17 protein-coding genes are annotated in these 18,638 nt (G+C 71.0%); 9 read left to right on the forward strand and 8 right to left on the reverse strand.

The window, feature by feature from the left end; translation table 11 throughout:
• Positions 1–55: 55 nt before the first annotated feature.
• Positions 56–301: a WhiB family transcriptional regulator gene (locus tag ACH492_RS03690; protein ID WP_307660006.1), complete on the forward strand. Its 246-nt coding sequence runs from the start codon at positions 56–58 to the stop codon at positions 299–301.
• On the opposite strand, the gene ACH492_RS03695 is transcribed toward ACH492_RS03690, so the two are convergent.
• Positions 282–566: a hypothetical protein gene (locus tag ACH492_RS03695; RefSeq protein ID WP_398982353.1), complete on the reverse strand. Its 285-nt coding sequence runs from the start codon at positions 564–566 to the stop codon at positions 282–284. The genes ACH492_RS03690 and ACH492_RS03695 overlap by 20 nt on opposite strands.
• Between ACH492_RS03695 and ACH492_RS03700 the strand changes: the two genes are divergently transcribed.
• Complete coding sequence (locus ACH492_RS03700) at positions 565–3,957, forward strand: hypothetical protein (protein WP_398982355.1); 3,393 nt, start codon at positions 565–567, stop codon at positions 3,955–3,957. The two genes, ACH492_RS03695 and ACH492_RS03700, sit on opposite strands and share 2 nt — an antisense overlap.
• 30 nt (positions 3,958–3,987) lie before the next feature.
• Here ACH492_RS03700 and ACH492_RS03705 read toward each other — a convergent pair whose 3' ends face one another.
• From ACH492_RS03705 to ACH492_RS03725, 5 genes are all read right to left on the reverse strand, one after another.
• A complete protein-coding gene (locus ACH492_RS03705) occupies positions 3,988–4,962 on the reverse strand; it encodes an acyl-ACP desaturase (RefSeq protein WP_398982357.1) in 975 nt (324 codons plus the stop codon).
• A gap of 115 nt (positions 4,963–5,077) precedes the next feature.
• Positions 5,078–5,854, reverse strand: coding sequence for a dimethylargininase (gene ddaH, locus ACH492_RS03710; protein ID WP_398982359.1), 777 nt, complete (start codon positions 5,852–5,854; stop codon positions 5,078–5,080).
• Between the two features lie 88 nt (positions 5,855–5,942).
• Positions 5,943–7,586 (reverse strand): ABC-F family ATP-binding cassette domain-containing protein, encoded by a 1,644-nt coding sequence (locus tag ACH492_RS03715; protein ID WP_398982361.1) that lies wholly within the window; start codon positions 7,584–7,586, stop codon positions 5,943–5,945.
• 311 nt (positions 7,587–7,897) lie between these two features.
• Complete coding sequence (locus ACH492_RS03720) at positions 7,898–8,314, reverse strand: SsgA family sporulation/cell division regulator (protein ID WP_398982363.1); 417 nt, start codon at positions 8,312–8,314, stop codon at positions 7,898–7,900.
• Between the two features lie 98 nt (positions 8,315–8,412).
• On the reverse strand, positions 8,413–8,817 hold the full coding sequence (locus ACH492_RS03725) for a (4Fe-4S)-binding protein (RefSeq protein WP_398982365.1): 405 nt from the start codon (positions 8,815–8,817) through the stop codon (positions 8,413–8,415).
• A gap of 74 nt (positions 8,818–8,891) precedes the next feature.
• On the opposite strand from ACH492_RS03725, the gene ACH492_RS03730 reads away from it, so the two are divergent.
• Positions 8,892–9,989 carry a WD40/YVTN/BNR-like repeat-containing protein gene (locus ACH492_RS03730; protein WP_398982367.1) on the forward strand — a complete coding sequence of 366 codons (1,098 nt, stop codon included), beginning with the start codon at positions 8,892–8,894 and terminating at the stop codon, positions 9,987–9,989.
• A gap of 2 nt (positions 9,990–9,991) precedes the next feature.
• On the opposite strand, the gene ACH492_RS03735 is transcribed toward ACH492_RS03730, so the two are convergent.
• Positions 9,992–10,291: a YciI family protein gene (locus ACH492_RS03735; protein WP_398982369.1), complete on the reverse strand. Its 300-nt coding sequence runs from the start codon at positions 10,289–10,291 to the stop codon at positions 9,992–9,994.
• 56 nt (positions 10,292–10,347) lie between these two features.
• Between ACH492_RS03735 and ACH492_RS03740 the strand changes: the two genes are divergently transcribed.
• Together ACH492_RS03740 and mmpA are read left to right on the forward strand one after the other, a co-directional pair.
• Positions 10,348–11,040 (forward strand): endonuclease V, encoded by a 693-nt coding sequence (locus tag ACH492_RS03740; RefSeq protein ID WP_398982371.1) that lies wholly within the window; start codon positions 10,348–10,350, stop codon positions 11,038–11,040.
• A 98-nt stretch (positions 11,041–11,138) separates the two neighbouring features.
• A complete protein-coding gene (gene mmpA / locus ACH492_RS03745) occupies positions 11,139–11,279 on the forward strand; it encodes a morphogenic membrane protein MmpA (protein WP_398982373.1) in 141 nt (46 codons plus the stop codon).
• 44 nt (positions 11,280–11,323) lie between these two features.
• Here the strand turns inward: mmpA and ACH492_RS03750 are convergent, their stop codons facing one another.
• The gene (locus ACH492_RS03750; protein WP_398982375.1) at positions 11,324–12,523 is read right to left on the reverse strand and encodes a saccharopine dehydrogenase family protein; all 1,200 of its coding nucleotides are present in this window, start codon (positions 12,521–12,523) and stop codon (positions 11,324–11,326) included.
• A gap of 277 nt (positions 12,524–12,800) precedes the next feature.
• Between ACH492_RS03750 and ACH492_RS03755 the strand changes: the two genes are divergently transcribed.
• From ACH492_RS03755 to ACH492_RS03770, 4 genes are all read left to right on the forward strand, one after another.
• The gene (locus ACH492_RS03755) at positions 12,801–13,943 is read left to right on the forward strand and encodes a CaiB/BaiF CoA transferase family protein (protein WP_398982377.1); all 1,143 of its coding nucleotides are present in this window, start codon (positions 12,801–12,803) and stop codon (positions 13,941–13,943) included.
• Entirely contained in the window at positions 13,940–15,082 is a 1,143-nt protein-coding gene (locus ACH492_RS03760) for an acyl-CoA dehydrogenase family protein (protein ID WP_398982379.1), read from the forward strand. Before ACH492_RS03755 ends, ACH492_RS03760 begins: the two co-directional genes overlap by 4 nt.
• A gap of 22 nt (positions 15,083–15,104) precedes the next feature.
• Positions 15,105–16,319 carry an acetyl-CoA C-acetyltransferase gene (locus tag ACH492_RS03765; protein ID WP_398982381.1) on the forward strand — a complete coding sequence of 405 codons (1,215 nt, stop codon included), beginning with the start codon at positions 15,105–15,107 and terminating at the stop codon, positions 16,317–16,319.
• A gap of 102 nt (positions 16,320–16,421) precedes the next feature.
• Positions 16,422–18,599, forward strand: a complete 2,178-nt coding sequence (locus ACH492_RS03770; protein WP_398982383.1) for a 3-hydroxyacyl-CoA dehydrogenase NAD-binding domain-containing protein — start codon at positions 16,422–16,424, stop codon at positions 18,597–18,599.
• The last annotated feature ends 39 nt before the right edge of the window (positions 18,600–18,638 follow it).

Below are 18,638 nucleotides of genomic sequence, written 5' to 3' on the forward strand. Positions count from 1 at the left end.
GGTCGTTGATGCTTCATTGACCCGGCGTTTATCGCCACGGGGGAACGTGTCCCGCATGCCGATCAACACCACCACTGACCAGGAACTCTCCTGGCAGGAGACCGCGCTGTGCGCCCAGGCGGGCCCGGAATTCTTCTTCCCGGCCCCTGGCTCGTCGACGCGCGAGGCGAAGCAGCTGTGCGGGGCGTGCGAGGGGCGAGTGGCGTGCCTGGAGTACGCGCTGGCTCATGACGAGAGGTTCGGGGTGTGGGGCGGGCTGTCGGAGAAGGAGCGGTACCGCCTCAAGCAGGCGCAGAACTGATCCCGGCCGAGGCGGCGGCCACCTCCCGCCCCGTCCCGCCGCCTCGTTGTGCGGCGCGGGCGGTCTCGCGGTGTCCGGTCAGGAAGCCGATGCGGGCCCGACCGTAGGCGATCAGGCGGTCCAGCGGTGCAGCGCCGGGGCCCAGCGGCGGCGGCCCGTACAGTACCTGCTCCTGCAAGGCCCCCTCGCCATCGTCGCGCTCACGCTGCGCCTGGCGACCACCTGACCGCCCGCCGGGACGACTCAGCAGGCAGAATCCCTCCATGGCTCACACTCCCCTGCACCAGGCGGACCGCCTGCTGGACGCGCTCGACCCCCTTCCGTACCCACTGCGTATGAGTGAACTCGCCGCGAAAGCAAGGGAGATGAACCCGGCGGAGCTGCGACCGCTGGTGGCCGAGCTCGATGAGCGCGGCCCCTATGAGCGTGGTCTCGCCGTCGTCGCGGCCGCCGTGGGCGGGGACGCCGAGTGGGTCGGAGCCCGGCTCGCGGACCCGGACTCGTTCGTCCGCGGCCAGGCCCTGCGCGTGGCCACGGGCCTCGGCGTGCCCGACGACGCCTTCGTCGCCGCTCTCGACGACGCCCCCGCCGCCGTACGCAAGCAGTTGCTGCACGCGATAGTCGCCGCGCGCCGCTCCGCGCTCGCCGACCGCGTCATCGACGGGATCCGGGAGACCTGGGGCGACGTCGAGGCGGCTCGGCTGCTGCCGGGGTGCGGGGCCGGAACCGTCGCGCGGCTGCTGCCCGCCCTGTTCCATGCCGTACGCGGCTGGACGGGGCTCGGCGCCCGCCATCCCGGAGCTCTCCTCGACACCGCGGAGCGTGAACTGTCCGCGCTCCCCGAGGCGCTGCGCGACGGCTGGTGGCAGCGGTACGCCGATGCTGTCGCCTCCGTCACCACCGCCGACCCGCTGCGCGTCCTCGATCTGCTTCTGCGGCATGGACCCGCGGCCCTGCCCGTCCAACTGCGCCCGAGCATCCCGGCGCTGACCAGGGCCGACCCGGCGCGCGTGGTCCGCATGCTGCTCGCCCCCGAGGGCCACGCCATCCGCCGCGGCACATCGCTGCGTCCGGCCGTCCTGCGGCACCTGGTACGTCACGCACCGCAGGATCTGCTCGTCGAGCTGGGCCAGGTCATGGCAGCCCACTACGACGAGTACGCGCGGCTCGTCAAAGCTCACCCGCCGGCCCGCCGCGGAGCCTTCCACGAGGCCGTGCTCGCGGAGCGCGGGCCCGAGGCGTGCACTGTGAACGCCGAGCTTCTTGACGTACTGCCGCGCAATTACGTGGCGGGGGAGGCGCGCCGTGCGGCGGACCGGGCCAAGGAGCGTGGAGCGGGCTGGAGTTCGGTGCTGCTCGCCGAGTCCTATCTGCCCGTCGCGCAGGCGCGCGAGCAGCTCGTCGCCGCCACGCACCGTGCGTCGGCGGAGGATCGTGTCGAGGCCTGGCCGCTGCTGATCCGCAACGCCGGGCGCTCCGGCGACCCCGACGCCGTCACCGCCGTACTGCAGGAGATGTCTCGGCTGTGCAACGAGCAGGACCCGGTGCGTTCGGCCGCGATGCACGCGCTCGCCGCCACCCCGCCCGCACTCTTCACCGAGGACGCGGAGCCGCACCTCGATCGCGTGGCGACCGACGCCGTGGCAGCCCGCGACTCCTCCCCGGACACCCGCCAGGCGCTGAGCCGCCTCGCCATCGCCGTGCTGCGCGAGCATGCCGCAACCGGTCGGCGGCAGTTGGTGAACTGGGCGCTGCGCACCCTTGTACGCATCTCGGGAAGCACCGGCGGCGCCGATCTCGGCCGGCTGGACCGCACCCTGCGCCGCGACCAGGAGCATGCGGTCTTCGAGGCGCTGCGCCCCTGGATCGAGGCGGGCGCGGAGAAGGCCGACTTCAGCCTCGCCTTCGCACTCGCCCGCGCGGTCGGCCGACGCGCGGCCGGAATGCCGGAGTTGCAGGAGCTGCTCTGGCAGGCCGTCCGGTTCGGCGACAACTCCACCGCACAGGCCGCAGCCGGGCTCTGGCTCGAACCGCACCGCGGACGTGACCAGCGTGTGGAGCGGCTCGTCATCCACGAGCCCTCGGCCGCCGTACTCCCCGCTGTCGTAGCGGTGTTGAGCACGCGCCGTACCGATCTGCTCTACCGGCTGCTGGGTGACACCCCGCCGTACGGGCGATTCCTGACCAGGGGCACCCACTGGACCGTGCCGGTGGGTGTCGATGTCCGGCGCTGGACCGCACGTCAACAGCGTGCAGCCGCACGCCAGTTGGAGCGCGCGGCGTACGACGAATCGCTTCCGCTGTACGCGCGTGCGTCCGCTCTCATGTCCGCCGCGCGGATCCCGGACGTGGGCGCCGACGTGACGCGCCGCTGGACAGAGTCGCAGGACGTGGTGCTCGCGGAGGCTGCCATCGCCGCGCTGGCGTGGACCGACCGGCCCGCCGACGTGCTGTCCGAACTGCTCGCCCACGCGGGCGGCGACCGGGCGCGCGTCGCCGTGTACGCGGCCACCCGCGCCTCCCGGTACGCAAGGCCGTCACGGCTCGGCGCGCTGCTGAGCGGCGTACTGGTGCCCGGCACCGCCAAGGTGACCAGCCGAAAGGAGGCCGTACGGCTGGCGGCCACCCGGCTGCCGCTGCCCGAGGCGGCGGGTGTGCTGGCCGACGCGTACGCCATGCGGGACCAGCACCGGGATGTGCGCGCCGCGTGTGTGGCCTTCTCCGCCCCGCTGCTCGGCGACCAACGGACCTGGCAGCTGCTGAAAGAAGCGGCGGCCGGCGACACGGTGCTGCGTACCGCCGTGCTCCGGGTGCTGCCGATGGATCTGCCGGAGCCGGACCGGCCCCGCTACGCCCGCCTGGTCCGGGAGGTGTGCGACACCGAGGACGCGGAGCTCGCCGCACTCGCGTACGAGGCGGTCGCGCGCTGGGTGCCCTGGTCGCCCGATGCCTCGGCCGTCCTGGTGGCCGCGGTCACCCGGCTGGACAAGCGGCAGTCCTGGCACGCCGCCGCGGACGGGCTCGCCTCCGCCGCGCCTTCCGGCCCGGAAGCAGGCCGTGCCGTGGAGCGCGCGCTCCAGGCGCTGGTCACGGCCGATACGGCGGCCGCGGACGACGCGTACGACGTGGACGAGGCGGGGTCGGAGCGTGACCGGCCCGCCCGCCGCCGTGTCGAATACCTCGTGGCGAGGCTCTCCCGGGAGACGGTGTGGCGGCCCGGCGCGCTGCGCCCGGTACTGACGGCTGCCGCGGAGCTGCTGGCGCGCCACGACGCCTTCGTCCCGCAGGCCGCGGCCCTGCTGGTGGAATCTCTCGATCTGAACGCGGAAGCGGCAGAGCTGCACGTTGCCTTCGACCGGCTGGTCAGCCTCCACGAGGGCCGCCCCGCACTCGTCGTGCGCACCGCCGACCTGCTGGAGAAGCGGATCGGCGGCAGGCAGGGGCCCGGCGACACCGGGACGCTGCTCGCGGCCGCCAGGCAGCTCGCCGGTGCCGGCGGCCACACGGAAGGTCTTCTCGCCGTCACGCTCGTCTCGGCCGCCGGCTCCCGCACCTCCTGGACCGAGCCGTGGCGGGTACAGCTGCGGAAGCTGCGCCGCCATGCGGACGCGGACGTGCGCGATGCGGCCCTGGGCAGGGTGACGGCGTACGAATGACCCGAGCGGCCGGGGGAGCGGCCGGGACGGTCAGCCCGCCGCCCGCGCCGCCATCCGCGCCTTGCGCGCCGCGAGCTTCTCGTCGAACTTGCGCGCCTCGGAGTCCAGCCCGCCCATGTACAGGCCGAGCTCCTCCTGCGCCTTCAGGCCCTCCGGGCCGAGACCGTCGATGTCCAGCACCTTGAGGAAGCGCAGCACCGGCTGGAGCACGTCGTCGTGGTGGATCCGCATGTTGTAGATCTCGCCGATCGCCATCTGCGCGGCGGCCCGCTCGAAGCCCGGCATGCCGTGTCCCGGCATCCGGAAGTTGACCACCACGTCACGCACGGCCTGCATCGTCAGATCGGGGGCGATCTCGAAGGCCGCGCCCAGCAGATTCCGGTAGAAGACCATGTGCAGGTTCTCGTCGGTCGCGATCCGCGCCAGCATCCGGTCGCAGACCGGGTCGCCCGACTGGTGGCCGGTGTTGCGGTGCGAGACGCGCGTGGCGAGCTCCTGGAAGGCGACGTATGCCACCGAGTGCAGCATCGAGTGGCGGTTGTCGGACTCGAAGCCCTCCGCCATGTGCGCCATCCGGAACTCTTCCAGCTTGTCCGGGTCGACAGCGCGCGAGGTGAGCAGGTAGTCACGCATCACGATGCCGTGCCGGCCCTCCTCCGCCGTCCAGCGGTGCACCCAGGTGCCCCAGGCGCCGTCGCGGCCGAAGAGGCTGGCGATCTCGTGGTGGTAGCTGGGGAGGTTGTCCTCGGTCAGCAGGTTCACGACCAGCGCGATCTTGCCGATGTCGGTGACCTTGGACTGCTCGGGCTCCCAGGCCTGGCCGTCCTCGAAGATGCCGGGGAAGTTGCGGCCGTCGCTGAACGGGACGTACTCGTGCGGCATCCAGTCCTTGGCGACCTTGAGATGGCGGTTGAGTTCCTTCTCCACCACCTCTTCCAGCGCGAACAGCAGTCGGGCGTCTGTCCACGCTTCCGAACTGCCGAGGTGGGGAGAGGTGATCGTCACGGGTGCTCCTGGGGACGGGAGAGTTACTTACGGATTCGTAGGTTACGAAACCGTAGGTTAAAGCCGCAGTAAGCCATGGGCCAAGCCCGCAGGATGGATGTCCGGTTACGTTCTGTTATGCGTACAGGTCACGAAGGCGTACGGAGAGGCAGGTCACGCAGCCTTCGAGCTTCTCGAACTCACTGATGTCCACCGGCACGGGCTGGTAGCCGAGATCCGTGAACAGCTCCGCCGTCTTCGGCGCACTCGCCGCCATCAGCAGCTTCCCGCCGCCGAGCAGCACCACGTGCGCGCCGGACTCCTCGGGCACCGGGAGGTGGCGGGGGAAGACGGACGGGGTGTCGACCAGCGGCGGGTAACCGATGACGGTGGAGTCCGGCAGGGCGGTCACGGCCGACTTCAGGTGCAGCACCTTGCTCACGGGCACGGCCACGACGCGGGCGCCGAGCGGTTCGAAGGCGGCGCGCAGCTGCTGCACCCCCGCCGCGTTCGTCCGGCCGCCGCGGCCCACATAGATGGTGTCGCCGATCTTGAGGACGTCGCCGCCGTCGAGGGTGCCCGGCTCCCACACCCAGTTCACCGAGCAGCCGAGACGGGCGAGGGTCTCCTCGACGGCCGTCGTCTCCGGCCTGCGGGACTCGGCGCCCGGCCGGGCGATCAGCGCGACATTACGGAACACCACCACGGTGTCCTCGATGAAGACGCTGTCCGGGCAGTCGTCGGCCGGCTCCGTCTCGACGGTCTGCCAACCGTGCTCACGTAGGGTCTCGGCGTATGTCTCCCACTGCTGGAGCGCCAGATCGACGTCGACCGGGGAGCGCTCGATATGGGTGACCAGGCCCTCGGCGAGGCGCGGGCTGGGGCGGCGGATCAGGGCTTTCCTGCTGGGCACGGGGGGTTCTCCAGGGGGTATGCGGTCCGGTCGGCCCATCATGACCCGCCGCCCCGGGGCGATGGAATCCCCGGCGCGAGGCGCGTGGTCACGCCATCGGCAGCTCACCCTCCCGTACCTCGTCCGTGGTGATGTCACGGAGTTCGCCGTCCAGCAGCAGCCAGCGCGTGATGCCGATCGACTCCAGGAACGGCACATCATGACTCACCACGATCAGCGCCCCCTCGTACGACTCCAGTGCCGCCGTCAGCTTCCGCACACTCGCCATGTCCAGATTGTTCGTCGGCTCGTCGAGCATCAGCAGCTGCGGCGCCGGCTCGGCGAGCAGCAGTGCGGCGAGCGCCGCGCGGAAGCGCTCCCCGCCCGACAGCGTTCCGGCGAGCTGGTCGGCGCGTGCGCCCCGGAACAAGAAGCGCGCGAGCCGCGCCCTGATCCGGTTGTTGGTGGCGTCCGGCGCGAACCGCGCCACGTTCTCCACCACGCTCAGCCCGTCGTCCAGCACATCGAGCCGCTGCGGCAGAAAGCGCAGCGGGACCTCGGCCACCGCCTCGCCGGCGACCGGCGCAAGCTCGCCGGTGATCGTGCGCAACAGAGTCGTCTTGCCCGCTCCGTTGCGGCCGACCAGCGCGATCCGCTCGGGGCCGCGGACCTCGAACTCTCCCTTCACCTCGGCTCCGTAGCGCAGTCGCAGCTCGCTCAGCCGCAGTACGCCCCGGCCCGGATGGACCTTGGTGTACGGCAGCTCGACACGGATCTCGTCGTCGTCCCGGACCGCGTCCACGGCCTCGTCGAGCCGCTCCCTCGCCTCCGTGAGCTTCTCCGTGTGCATGATGCGGTGCTTGCCCGCCGACTCCTGGGCCGCGCGTTTGCGCGCACCCATGACGATCTTCGGCTCACGCTTGGAGTCCCACATCTTCTGTCCGTACCGCTTGCGGCGGGCCAACTTGATCTGGGCGTCTGCCAGTTCACGCTTCTGCCGCTGTACGTCGGCCTCTGCGACGCGCACCATGCGCTCCGCGGCCTCCTGTTCGACGGCGAGCGTCTCCTCGTACGCGGAGAAGTTGCCGCCGTACCATGTGACCTCCCCGTCGCGCAGATCGGCGATCTGGTCCACCAGCTCGAGCAGTTCACGGTCGTGGCTGACCACGACCATCACGCCGGACCAGGCGGCGACCGCCTCGTACAGCCTTCTGCGCGCGTACAGATCGAGATTGTTGGTCGGCTCGTCGAGCAGCAGCACATCCGGCCTGGCCAGCAACAGAGCGGCGAGCCGGAGCAGAACGCCCTCGCCGCCCGACACCTCGCCGATGGTCCGGTCCAGGCCGACATGGCCGAGCCCGAGCTGGTCGAGGGTGGCGCGCGCCCGCTCCTCGACGTCCCAGTCGTCGCCGACCGCCGTGAAGTGCTCCTCGCTCGGATCGCCCGCTTCGATGGCGTGCAGCGCGGCGCGCGTCCCGGCGATGTCCAGCACTTGGTCGACCCGCAGTGCGGTGTCGAGCACCAGGTTCTGCGGAAGGTAGCCGAGCTCGCCCGTGGTGCGGACCGTTCCGCCCGTCGGTGTCAGATCACCGGCGATCAGCCTCAACAGCGTTGATTTTCCTGATCCGTTGAGTCCGGTGAGGCCGGTCCTGCCCGGGCCGACCGCCAGTTGGAAGTCGTCGAGTACCCCGGTGCCGTCCGGCCAGGCGAAGGTGAGGGAGGAGCAGGTGATGTGCGTGGGGACAGTAGACATACGGGTCTCCCGGTTGCGTGGAAAAGGGCATGGGCAACGGGTGGAGACACCGCGGCGCGGGCGACGGCCGCCGGGACAAAGAGGGAAAGAGCCCGGTCGGGGAGGACGGCTCGAATGCCGAGGACGGCTCGAACGCCGAGGTCGCACGCGAAGCGCACAGCATGGCTGAAGAAGCTGTGACGCACGGTGTCTCAGGACCTCAGACGAGCAACGTCCTACTCCAATCGACGACAACAGGACCGCTGTACACCGTACGAGGGGGCTCTGGCGGCGTCAACGAATTATCGTCCGACGGTCGAAGCCGGCCGAAGTCAGCAGGCGTCGCGCAGCAGCTCGGCCAGATTGTGGTCGAGATCCAGGTAGAGATGCTCACGGCCGGTGGGCACCATGCCGTGGACGCGCCTGAGGAAGCGGCGCAGGTCGCTGGTGCGGACATGCACCATCGCCACACCCTCCGGGGCGTGGAACTCCACCACCGTGCGTTCGTAGCCGTAGGGCCTGACGCGTACGTCACCGACGCCTGCCGGAGCGTCGATGCCCGCCGCGAGCAGCTCCCGCGAGAACGCCCAGGACACTTCGTTGCCCTCCAGCGTCGCCGGAGGCGGGAAGGCCATGCGTACGGCGAAGGGATCCTCGCGGTCGTAACGCAGCGTTATCGGAACCGACTCCATCTGGGGCGCGGAGGCGACCAGGCGGGCCTGCACGGCCTGCTCGATGACGGTGGACAAGGCCTGCTCCTTCTTGCGCGGCTCGCTGACGTCTCCCTTGCACCGGGAGAGACGACAGACAGAGGGATTCCGTGCATCGGGAGGGAGGGTGACCTGCGTCACCGCTCGGCGCAGGGCCCCGAATGGTCGCAATACGGCTCATTGCCGCTCGCACCGCAGCCGCACAGCGTCACTCGCGTCTCGTGCCGGTCGCCGTGCGCGGTGCGGATGTCGAGATCGCCGCGCATGACGAGCTGCCCGGCGACGGACCGGCTGACGGTGGTCGGCCGGTCGGGCTCCTCCGCGGCGCCGTCGGACAGCCGGTACTGCAGGGCGCCGGACGGGCAGCGGCGCACCACCTCGGCGACGCGGTCGGCGGCGGCGCCGTCGGGCTGCACCCACGGCCGCCGGTCGAGGTCGAAGACCTGCGGGAGGCCTCGTACGCATTCGGCCGCGTGCAGACAGCGCCGCGGCTCGAAGGTGACGGTGGCCTCCCGGCCCTCGTACTCCTTGGGTTGGGACATGGGCCCAGCGTATGAACGCGGGCCACCGGCCGCACCCTGGACGGGGTCCGGCCCGTGGGCTAGCTTCCAGCGCCATGACGTCCATGGGGAAGACGAGACGAACGGTGTCGGTGGGACTGTGCGCGGCGGCGGTGGCCGCGGCGCTGGCCGCACCGGCGCAGGCGGCCGAGCAGACCGGTAGCGGTGTGGGCAGCGCGAAAGGGCCGAGCTGGAGCCTGAAGGACACCGGCGCCGACGTACGGTTCAGGGGTCTCGCGGCCGTCAGCCGCAAGGCCGCCTGGGTCGCGGGCTCGAAAGGCACCGTGCTGCGCACCGCGGACGGCGGCGGCAGCTGGCGGAACGTCTCCCCGCCGGGGGCGGGCGAGCTGGAGTTCCGCGACATCGAGGCATTCGACAGCCGGCGCGCGGTGGTGCTGGCAATCGGGGAGGGCGAGGCGTCCCGGGTCTTTCGCACCGAGGACGGCGGGGCGAGCTGGACGGAGTCCTTCCGCAATACCGACCCGAAGGCCTTCTACGACTGCGTCACCTTCTTCGACAGCCGGCACGGCCTCGCCATGAGCGACCCGGTGGACGGCAAGTACCGCATCCTGTCCACCGGCGACGGCGGAGAGTCGTGGAAGGTGCTGCCGAATGCCGGTATGCCGACGGCGCTGCCGGGCGAGGCGGCCTTCGCCGCCAGCGGCCAGTGCCTGGTCAGCTCAGGACCGAAGGACGTCTGGCTGGCGACCGGCGGCGGCGCCACGGCGCGCGTGCTGCACTCCGCCGACCGCGGCCTGAACTGGACCGTCGCCGAATCGACCGTCCCGGCCGGGGACCCGGCGCGTGGGGTCTTCGGGCTCGCCTTCCGTGACCGTGCCCATGGCATCGCCGTCGGCGGCGACTACCGCGCCGGCCAGGCGTCCCCGAACGCCGGAGCGGTCAGCGGGGACGGCGGCCGCAGCTGGCAGCAGTCGAAGACACCGCCGCCGGCCTACCGTTCCGGCGTGGCCTGGCTGCCGCACAGCAGGTCGGCCGCGCTCGCCGTCGGACCGACCGGGACCGATCTGACCCTGGACGGCGGCCGCAGCTGGCGCACGGTCGACACCGGTTCGTACGACACGGTGGACTGCACGCCCGACTTCGGGTGCTGGGCATCGGGCGAGAAGGGCCGCGTCGCGCGGCTGGAGTTCTAGGGCTACGAGGGCAACTGCTGCTTGTACGGGGCGAGTTCGGGCGCGGTCTTCGTCGCGATGAACTCCGTGATCCGGTACTCGCACACGCCGCCGACCGTGAAGGGGTCGGCCGCCGCGATCTTCTCGATCCGCGCGCGGTCGTCCCCGACGGCCAGGATCACCCCGCCGTCGCGGGGGTTCTTGCGTCCCGACGCGATGAACACGCCGTCCTCGTACAGCGCGTCCAGCCAGGCCACATGCGCATCGAGGAGCTCGTCGACGCGCTCGACCGGTGCGGTGTAGGTCAATTCCAGTACGAACATGATCGCCAGGCTACGTCACGTCGATATCGAGCGGCGGTCGTAGGGTGGACGGCATCATGAAGATCATCGAGACGCCCGCCGACTGGCCCGCCGACGAGAGTGCGGCCCTGGCCGTCCAGGACGAGCTGCGCACGCACGTCGTCCTGGACGAGCCGGGCCCGGAGCCGGGTACGGGCCTGGTGACCGGCGTCGATGTGGCGTACGACGACGAGCGCGATGTCGTCGCCGCGGCGGCCGTCGTCCTGGACGCCGCGACGCTCACGGTCGTCGAGGAGGCCACCGCGGTGGGCCGGGTCGCCTTCCCCTACGTGCCCGGGCTGCTGGCCTTCCGGGAGATCCCGGCCGTGCTCGCCGCGCTGGAGTCCCTCACCCGGGACCCCGGCCTCGTCGTCTGCGACGGCTACGGCCGGGCGCACCCCCGCCGTTTCGGGCTCGCCAGCCATCTCGGCGTACTGACCGGGCTGCCGGTGATCGGTGTCGCCAAGAACCCCTTCGCCTTCAGCTACGGCGAACTCGGGCCGAGGCGGGGCGACTTCGCGCCGCTGCGCGCGGACGACGGCGAGGAGGTCGGCCGCGCGCTGCGCACCCAGGACGGCGTCAAGCCGGTGTTCGTCTCCGTCGGCCACCGCACGACGCTCGACAACGCCTGCGCACACACCCTCCGCCTCGCGCCCGGCTACCGGCTCCCCGAGAGCACGCGGCTGGCGGACCGGCTGTGCCGGCGCGCCCTTGCGGAGGCGACTACGTAACTGCCCAGGCAGCGAAGGGAGTACCTAGGTACCAGCGTCTGCGAACTGAGTATCTGAGCGGATGTCAGGAGCCGGGCGCGATCGGCATCCTCCCTGGCATGACGACTCAGACGACGCACAGCGCAACCGAGATCACCACCCACCCCGTCGAGCGCATCGTGACGGCCGTGCTCATCCTGGCCGCCCTCGCGGGCTTCGGCTGGGTGGGATCGATGGTCTACGCGGTGCTGACCGGCTGACCGGCTGACCTGCCGCACATGTCCGCGGCCGGCTCCCGGGCTCCTCAGCGCGTGGCGGCCACCCGGAACCGGATGCCGGCCGCCTGCAGCCGCTCCAGCAGCGCGTCACCCATCGCGACCGCCGTCGTGACCTGCCCCGCGGCGCCCGGCAGTTGGTCGAAGGCCAGGCACAGCGCCGACTCGGCGAGCATCTTCGCCGTCTCGTCGTAGCCCGGATCGCCGCCCGAGACCTCCGTGAACACCGTGCGTCCGCCGCCCTCGCCCACGAAACGCACCGAGAACCAGCTCTTCGCCCTGCGCCGCTCGTCCGGACCCTCGCCCGGCTTGATCCGGTCCGACAACCAGCGCCGGGCAGGCGGCAGTTGAGCCAGACCGAAGAGCGCTCCCACGGCCGCCGTACCACCCGCCGCCATGGGAAGCGTGCGGACCGCCGCGTAGTGCCGGTAGCGGAAGTCCGGACCGTACCGCGGCAGTGCCCGCGCCGAGCGCGCCACGATCTGCCGGTCCACCGTCGGCAGCGGCAGCGCCCACGCGCCGGTCTCCCGGCTGAACCGCGGCCCGCCGAGCGGGGCCCGCGCCCGCCGTCCCACCAGCCGCGGCTCGTGCAGCCGCCGGTCGTGCGCGGCGCGCAGCATCTGCCGGCCGCGGCCCATCGCGGTGAGCGCGGAGGCGAACGTCCCGCCGGAGAAGGTGGCGTTGGAGCGTACGAACCCGTCGACGCGCAGCGGCACGTCCTCGGGAAGGTGCTGGACGGTGAAGTACGCCCCCAGGTCGTGCGGGACGGAGTCGAAGCCGCAGGCGTGGACGAGCCGCGCCCCGGTCTCCCGGGCCCGCGCATCATGGCGTACGTACATCAGGTCCACGAACTCGGGCTCGCCGGTCAGATCGACGTAGTCGGTCCCGGCTTCCGCGCAGGCGGCGACCAGCGGCTCGCCGTACCAGATGTAGGGGCCGACCGTCGTGGCAACCACATGAGTGGACTCGGCGAGTTCGCGCAGCGCGTCGGGGTCGTCCGCGGCCGCCTCGATCAGCGGCAGCTCGGCGCAGCCGGGATGCCTGGCGGCAAGGCGCTCACGCAGCCGCTCCAGCTTCTGCCGACTGCGGCCCGCGACGGCCCAGCGGCATCCGTCGGGCGCGTGCGCCGCGAGGTACTCCGCGGTGAGCACGCCGACGAAGCCCGTCGCTCCGAAGAGCACGATGTCGTACGGGCGCTGCGCGCGACCGGTCCCGTTCTGCCTGTTCAATGGCCCCTCCGCCGTTGCCCCCGCGGTCGTGTCGGTGGCTGAGGCTAGCGTGCGAACGGGGTCGGGAAGAAGATGCGTTTCCCATCGGTAACATGCCGGGCCGCCCGGCCGGATCGTCCGCCGCGCCGGGGCGCCACGGCGATCCGAGCGTGCCGCCGTACGGGAGTAGGCTGCGGACAACTCTAAGCGCTTGCTCGGCCCGGGGCCTTGTGCCGAGTGGAACGCGTTCTTACCATCACTGGTGTTACATCAGTTGTGTCACAGTGCTGGGGGCTTGATGGCAGCGATGGGCACCGGCCCGCTGGCCGGAGTGCGAGTGGTCGAACTGGCGGGCATCGGGCCCGGTCCGTTCGCCGCCATGCTCCTGGCCGACCTCGGCGCCGATGTCGTACGGGTCGACCGGCCCGGCGGCTCGGGGCTGAGCATCGATCCGGCGTACGACCTCACCAACCGCAACAAGCGCTCTGTGCTGATCGACCTCAAGGCGGCGGACGGCCCCGGCCAAGTCCTCGACCTGGTCGAGCGGGCCGACGTGCTGATCGAGGGCTACCGGCCCGGCGTCGCCGAACGGCTCGGCGTGGGGCCGCAGCAGTGCCTCGCCCGCAATCCGCGCCTGGTGTACGGGCGGATGACCGGCTGGGGCCAGGAGGGACCGCTCGCCCAGCGCGCCGGACACGACATCGCGTACATCGCCGTCACCGGCACCCTCGGCATGATCGGTAAGCCCGACGAGCCGCCGGCCGTCCCGGCCAACCTCGTCGGCGACTACGCCGGCGGCTCGCTCTATCTTGTCGTCGGAGTACTCGCGGCCCTGCAACACGCCCGCAGTGAGGGCGGGGCCGGCCAGGTCGTGGACGCGGCGATCGTCGACGGGGCCGCCCATCTCGCAACGATGATCCACGGGATGATGGCGGCAGGCGGCTGGCAGGACCGGCGCGGGGCGAATCTGCTCGACGGCGGCTGCCCCTTCTACGGAAACTACGAGACCGCCGACGGCGAGTACATGGCGGTCGGCGCACTGGAGCAGCAGTTCTACACCGAGTTCATCGAGCTGCTCGGCATCAAGGACGAGGCTCCGGCGCGTAAGGACTTCGCCCGCTGGGGCGAGCTGCGCGCCGCCGTCGCCGCCCGCTTCAAGACCAGGACGCGCGAAGAGTGGACCGCCGTCTTCGAGGGCTCGGACGCCTGTGTCGCACCGGTGCTCTCATTGCGGGAAGCCCCCTCGCACCCGCATCTCGCGGCCCGCGGAACCTTCGTCGACCACGGCGGACTCACCCAGCCCGCGCCCGCGCCCCGCTTCTCCGCAACACCCGGCTCCGTTTACCGGGGCCCCGCCCAGCCGGGCGCCGACACCGCAGAAGTGGCCCGCGACTGGGATTTGCCCGGCCTCGCCGAGCCCGCCAAGGAGGGCGAGAGTTGAAGCGTCAGATCTTCACCGCCGAGCACGACGCGTTCCGCGAGACCGTCCGGACCTTTCTCGCCAAGGAGGTCCTTCCGCACTACGAGCAGTGGGAGAAGGACGGCATCGTCAGCCGGGACGCCTGGCTGGCCGCGGGGAAGCAGGGACTGCTCGGACTCGCCGTGCCCGAGGAGTACGGAGGCGGCGGGAACGCCGACTTCCGCTACAGCGCCGTCCTGGCCGAGGAGTTCACCCGGGCGGGTGCGGCCGGGCTCGCGCTCGGACTGCACAACGACATCATCGGCCCCTACCTCACCGGCCTCGCGACCGATGAGCAGAAGCGGCGCTGGCTGCCCGGCTTCTGCAGCGGCGAGATCATCACCGCCATCGCGATGACCGAGCCGGGCACGGGTTCCGACCTCCAGGGCATCCGCACCGCCGCCGAGGACCGTGGAGACCACTGGATCCTCAACGGCTCCAAGACCTTCATCTCCAACGGCATCCTCGCCGACCTGGTGGTCGTCGTCGCCAAGACCACCCCAGAGGGCGGGGCCAAGGGCCTCTCGCTGCTGGTCGTCGAACGCGGCATGGACGGCTTCGAGCGCGGCCGCAACCTCGACAAGATCGGCCAGAAGTCCCAGGACACGGCCGAGCTGTTCTTCAATGACGTGCGCGTCCCCAAGGAGAATCTGCTCGGCGAGCTGAACGGCGCCTTCATCCATCTGATGACCAATCTCGCGCAGGAGCGAATGGGCATAGCGGTCGCCGGAATCGCCGCCGCAGAGTATCTGCTCGAGATCACCACCCAGTACGTCAAGGAGCGCGAGGCCTTCGGGCGGCCGCTCTCCAAGCTTCAGCACATCCGGTTCGAGATCGCCGAAATGGCCACCGAATGCGCTGTCACCCGTACGTTCCTCGACCGCTGCATTGTGGATCACTCGAACGGGGAACTCGACGCCGTACACGCGTCGATGGCCAAGTGGTGGGCCACCGAACTGCAGAAGCGCGTCGCCGACCGCTGCCTGCAATTGCACGGCGGCTACGGCTATATGACGGAATACCGCGTCGCCAGGGCTTTCACGGATGGCCGTATCCAGACGATCTACGGTGGCACGACCGAGATCATGAAGGAAATCATCGGCCGTTCTCTTCTCGCCTGACCCTCATTGAAAGGCTGCTGTCTTGAGTACCGAAGCGTATGTGTACGACGCCATCCGCACCCCGCGCGGGCGCGGCAAGGCCAATGGTGCCCTGCACGGCACCAAGCCGATCGACCTCGTGGTCGGTCTGATCCACGAAATCCGTAACCGTTTCCCCGGCCTCGACCCGGCGGCGATCGACGACATCGTGCTCGGCGTCGTAGGCCCCGTCGGGGACCAGGGCTCCGACATCGCCCGTATCTCGGCCATCGCCGCCGGGCTGCCCGACACGGTCGCGGGCGTACAGGAGAACCGCTTCTGTGCCTCGGGCCTCGAGGCCGTCAACATGGCCGCGATGAAGGTCCGTTCGGGCTGGGAGGACCTGGTACTCGCGGGCGGCGTCGAGTCGATGTCGCGGGTGCCGATGGCCTCCGACGGCGGCGCCTGGTTCGCCGACCCGATGACCAACTACGAGACGGGCTTCGTCCCGCAGGGCATCGGCGCCGACCTCATCGCCACCATCGAGGGCTTCTCCCGCCGCGACGTCGACGAGTACGCCGCGCTCTCCCAGGAGCGGGCCGCCGACGCCTGGAAGGACGGCCGCTTCGACCGCTCCGTCGTCCCCGTCCGCGACCGCAACGGCCTGGTCGTCCTCGACCACGACGAGCACCTGCGCCCCGGCACCACCGCGGACAGCCTCGCAGCGCTCAAGCCCTCGTTCGCCGGCATCGGCGAGATGGGCGGCTTCGACGCGGTGGCGCTGCAGAAGTACCACTGGGTGGAGAAGATCGACCACGTACACCACGCGGGCAACTCCTCCGGCATCGTCGACGGCGCGGCGCTCGTCGCGATCGGCACGAAGGAGGTCGGCGAGCGGTACGGACTGACCCCGCGCGCCCGGATCGTCTCCGCCGCGGTCTCCGGCTCCGAGCCGACCATCATGCTCACCGGCCCGGCGCCCGCCACCCGCAAGGCGCTCGCCAAGGCCGGGCTCACGATCGACGACATCGACCTCGTGGAGATCAACGAGGCGTTCGCCGGTGTCGTCCTGCGCTTCGCCCGCGACCTGGACCTCCCGCTGGACAAGATCAACGTCAACGGCGGCGCGATCGCCCTGGGCCACCCGCTCGGCGCCACCGGCGCGATGATCCTCGGCACCGTCATCGACGAACTGGAGCGCCAGGACAAGCGGTACGGCCTCGTCACGCTCTGCGTCGGCGGCGGCATGGGCATCGCGACGGTGGTCGAGCGCCTGTAGCCCTACGGCCCCGGCGCACCGTCCACAGGGACGCGCGTGCGCGGCGGCCGCCTCGCGACCTTCCGGGCCCCGGCCCGACCAGACCCTCATGGAGACTTCGCAATGACCGAGAGCACCACCATCCGCTGGGAGCGGAGCGACGACGGCGTCGTCACCCTCGTCCTCGACGACCCTAATCAGTCCGCCAACACGATGAACCAGGCCTTCAAGGACTCCATCGCGGCGATCGCCGAGCGCGCGGAGGCCGAGAAGGACTCCATCCGCGGCATCATCTTCACCTCCGCCAAGAAGACCTTCTTCGCGGGTGGCGACCTCAAGGACATGATCAAGGTCGGTCCGGAGAACGCCGAGCAGGTCTTCGACACCGGCATGGCCATCAAGCACGCCCTGCGGAAGATCGAGACGCTCGGCAAGCCCGTCGTCGCGGCGATCAACGGCGCGGCGCTGGGCGGCGGTTACGAGATCGCCCTGGCCTGCCACCACCGCATCGCACTCGACGCGCCCGGCTCCAAGATCGGCCTGCCCGAGGTCACCCTCGGCCTGCTGCCTGCGGGCGGCGGCGTCACCCGTACCGTACGGCTCATGGGCATCGCGGACGCGCTGCTGAAGGTGCTGCTGCAGGGCACGCAGTACTCCCCGCAGCGGGCCCGGGAGAACGGCCTGATCCACGAAGTGGCCGCCACCACCGACGAGATGCTCGCCAAGGCGCGCGCCTTCATCGATGCCAACCCCGAGTCCCAGCAGCCCTGGGACGTCAAGGGCTACAAGATCCCCGGCGGCACCCCGTCCAGCCCGCGGTTCGCCGCCAACCTCCCCGCCTTCCCCGCGAATCTGAAGAAGCAGACCGCCGGCGCCCCCTACCCCGCCCCGCGCAATATCCTCGCGACGGCCGTCGAGGGCTCCCAGGTCGACTTCGAGACCGCGCAGACCATCGAGGCGCGGTACTTCACCGAGCTGGTCACCGGCCGGATCGCCAAGAACATGATCCAGGCGTTCTTCTTCGATCTGCAGGCGGTCAACTCCGGCGCCAACCGCCCCGGGGGCATCGAGCCGCGCCCGGTCCGCAAGGTCGCCGTCCTCGGCGCGGGGATGATGGGCGCGGGCATCGCGTACTCCTGCGCCCGGGCGGGCATCGAAGTCGTCCTCAAGGACGTGTCTCTGGATGCCGCCGAGAAGGGCAAGGGCTACTCCGAGCAGCTGCTGGCGAAGGCGCTCTCCCGGGGCCGTACGACCGAGGCCAAGCGGGACGCGCTGCTCGCGCGCATCACGCCGACCGCGGAACCCGCGGATCTCGCGGGCTGCGACGCCGTGATCGAGGCGGTGTTCGAGGACACCGCGCTCAAGCACAAGGTGTTCCAGGAGATCCAGGACGTCATCGAGCCGGACGCGCTGCTCTGCTCCAACACCTCGACCCTGCCCATCACCGTGCTCGCCGAAGGCGTGTCCCGGCCCGTCGACTTCATCGGGCTGCACTTCTTCTCGCCCGTCGACAAGATGCCGCTCGTAGAGATCATCAAGGGCGAGCGCACCGGCGAAGAGGCGCTGGCCCGCGCCTTCGACCTGGTCCGCCAGATCAACAAGACCCCGATCGTCGTCAATGATTCGCGCGGGTTCTTCACCTCGCGCGTGATCGGCCAGTTCATCAACGAGGGTGTGGCGATGGTCGGCGAGGGCGCCGACCCGGCGTCGGTCGAGCAGGCCGCCGCGCAGGCCGGGTACCCGGCGAAGGTGCTCTCCCTGATGGACGAGCTGACGCTCACCCTGCCGCGCAAGATCCGCAACGAGACCAAGCGCGCGGTCGAGGAGGCCGGCGGCACCTGGTCCGGGCACCCGGCGGACGCCGTGATCGACCGGATGGTCGACGAGTTCGGGCGTACGGGCCGCAGCGGCGGGGCGGGCTTCTACGAGTACGGCGAGGACGGCAAGCGGACCGGGCTGTGGCCCGGTCTGCGCGAGCACTTCACGCGTTCGGAGGTGGACGTGCCCTTCGAGGACATGAAGGAGCGGATGCTCTTCTCGGAGGCGCTGGACTCGGTCCGCTGCCTGGAGGAGAACGTGCTGACGTCGGTCGCCGACGCCAACATCGGCTCCATCATGGGCATCGGCTTCCCGGCCTGGACGGGCGGCGTGCTGCAGTACATCAATGGCTACGAGGGCGGTCTGACCGGCTTCGTTTCGCGCGCCCGGGAGCTCGCCGAGCGGTACGGCGACCGCTTCGACCCGCCGGCGCTGCTGGTCGAGAAGGCGGAGCGGGGCGAGAAGTTCAGCGACGGGGTCTGACCGTCGCGGCCGCGGCCGCGTCCACCGCCGAGTGGCAGC

This window comes from Streptomyces sp. NPDC019443 (assembly GCF_044389785.1).
Lineage (GTDB): Bacteria > Actinomycetota > Actinomycetes > Streptomycetales > Streptomycetaceae > Streptomyces.

Bases quoted from the DNA above. Each gene is read 5' to 3' on its own strand.
- ACH492_RS03715 (WP_398982361.1), bottom strand. From the start codon at position 7,586: ATGTCTACTGTCCCCACGCACATCACCTGCTCCTCCCTCACCTTCGCC.
- ACH492_RS03725 (WP_398982365.1), bottom strand. From the start codon at position 8,817: ATGTCCCAACCCAAGGAGTACGAGGGCCGGGAGGCCACCGTCACCTTC.
- ACH492_RS03690 (WP_307660006.1), top strand. From the start codon at position 56: ATGCCGATCAACACCACCACTGACCAGGAACTCTCCTGGCAGGAGACC.
- mmpA (WP_398982373.1), top strand. From the start codon at position 11,139: ATGACGACTCAGACGACGCACAGCGCAACCGAGATCACCACCCACCCC.
- ACH492_RS03755 (WP_398982377.1), top strand. From the start codon at position 12,801: ATGGCAGCGATGGGCACCGGCCCGCTGGCCGGAGTGCGAGTGGTCGAA.
- ACH492_RS03735 (WP_398982369.1), bottom strand. From the start codon at position 10,291: ATGTTCGTACTGGAATTGACCTACACCGCACCGGTCGAGCGCGTCGAC.
- ACH492_RS03695 (WP_398982353.1), bottom strand. From the start codon at position 566: ATGGAGGGATTCTGCCTGCTGAGTCGTCCCGGCGGGCGGTCAGGTGGT.
- ACH492_RS03740 (WP_398982371.1), top strand. From the start codon at position 10,348: ATGAAGATCATCGAGACGCCCGCCGACTGGCCCGCCGACGAGAGTGCG.
- ACH492_RS03730 (WP_398982367.1), top strand. From the start codon at position 8,892: ATGACGTCCATGGGGAAGACGAGACGAACGGTGTCGGTGGGACTGTGC.
- ACH492_RS03700 (WP_398982355.1), top strand. From the start codon at position 565: ATGGCTCACACTCCCCTGCACCAGGCGGACCGCCTGCTGGACGCGCTC.
- ACH492_RS03770 (WP_398982383.1), top strand. From the start codon at position 16,422: ATGACCGAGAGCACCACCATCCGCTGGGAGCGGAGCGACGACGGCGTC.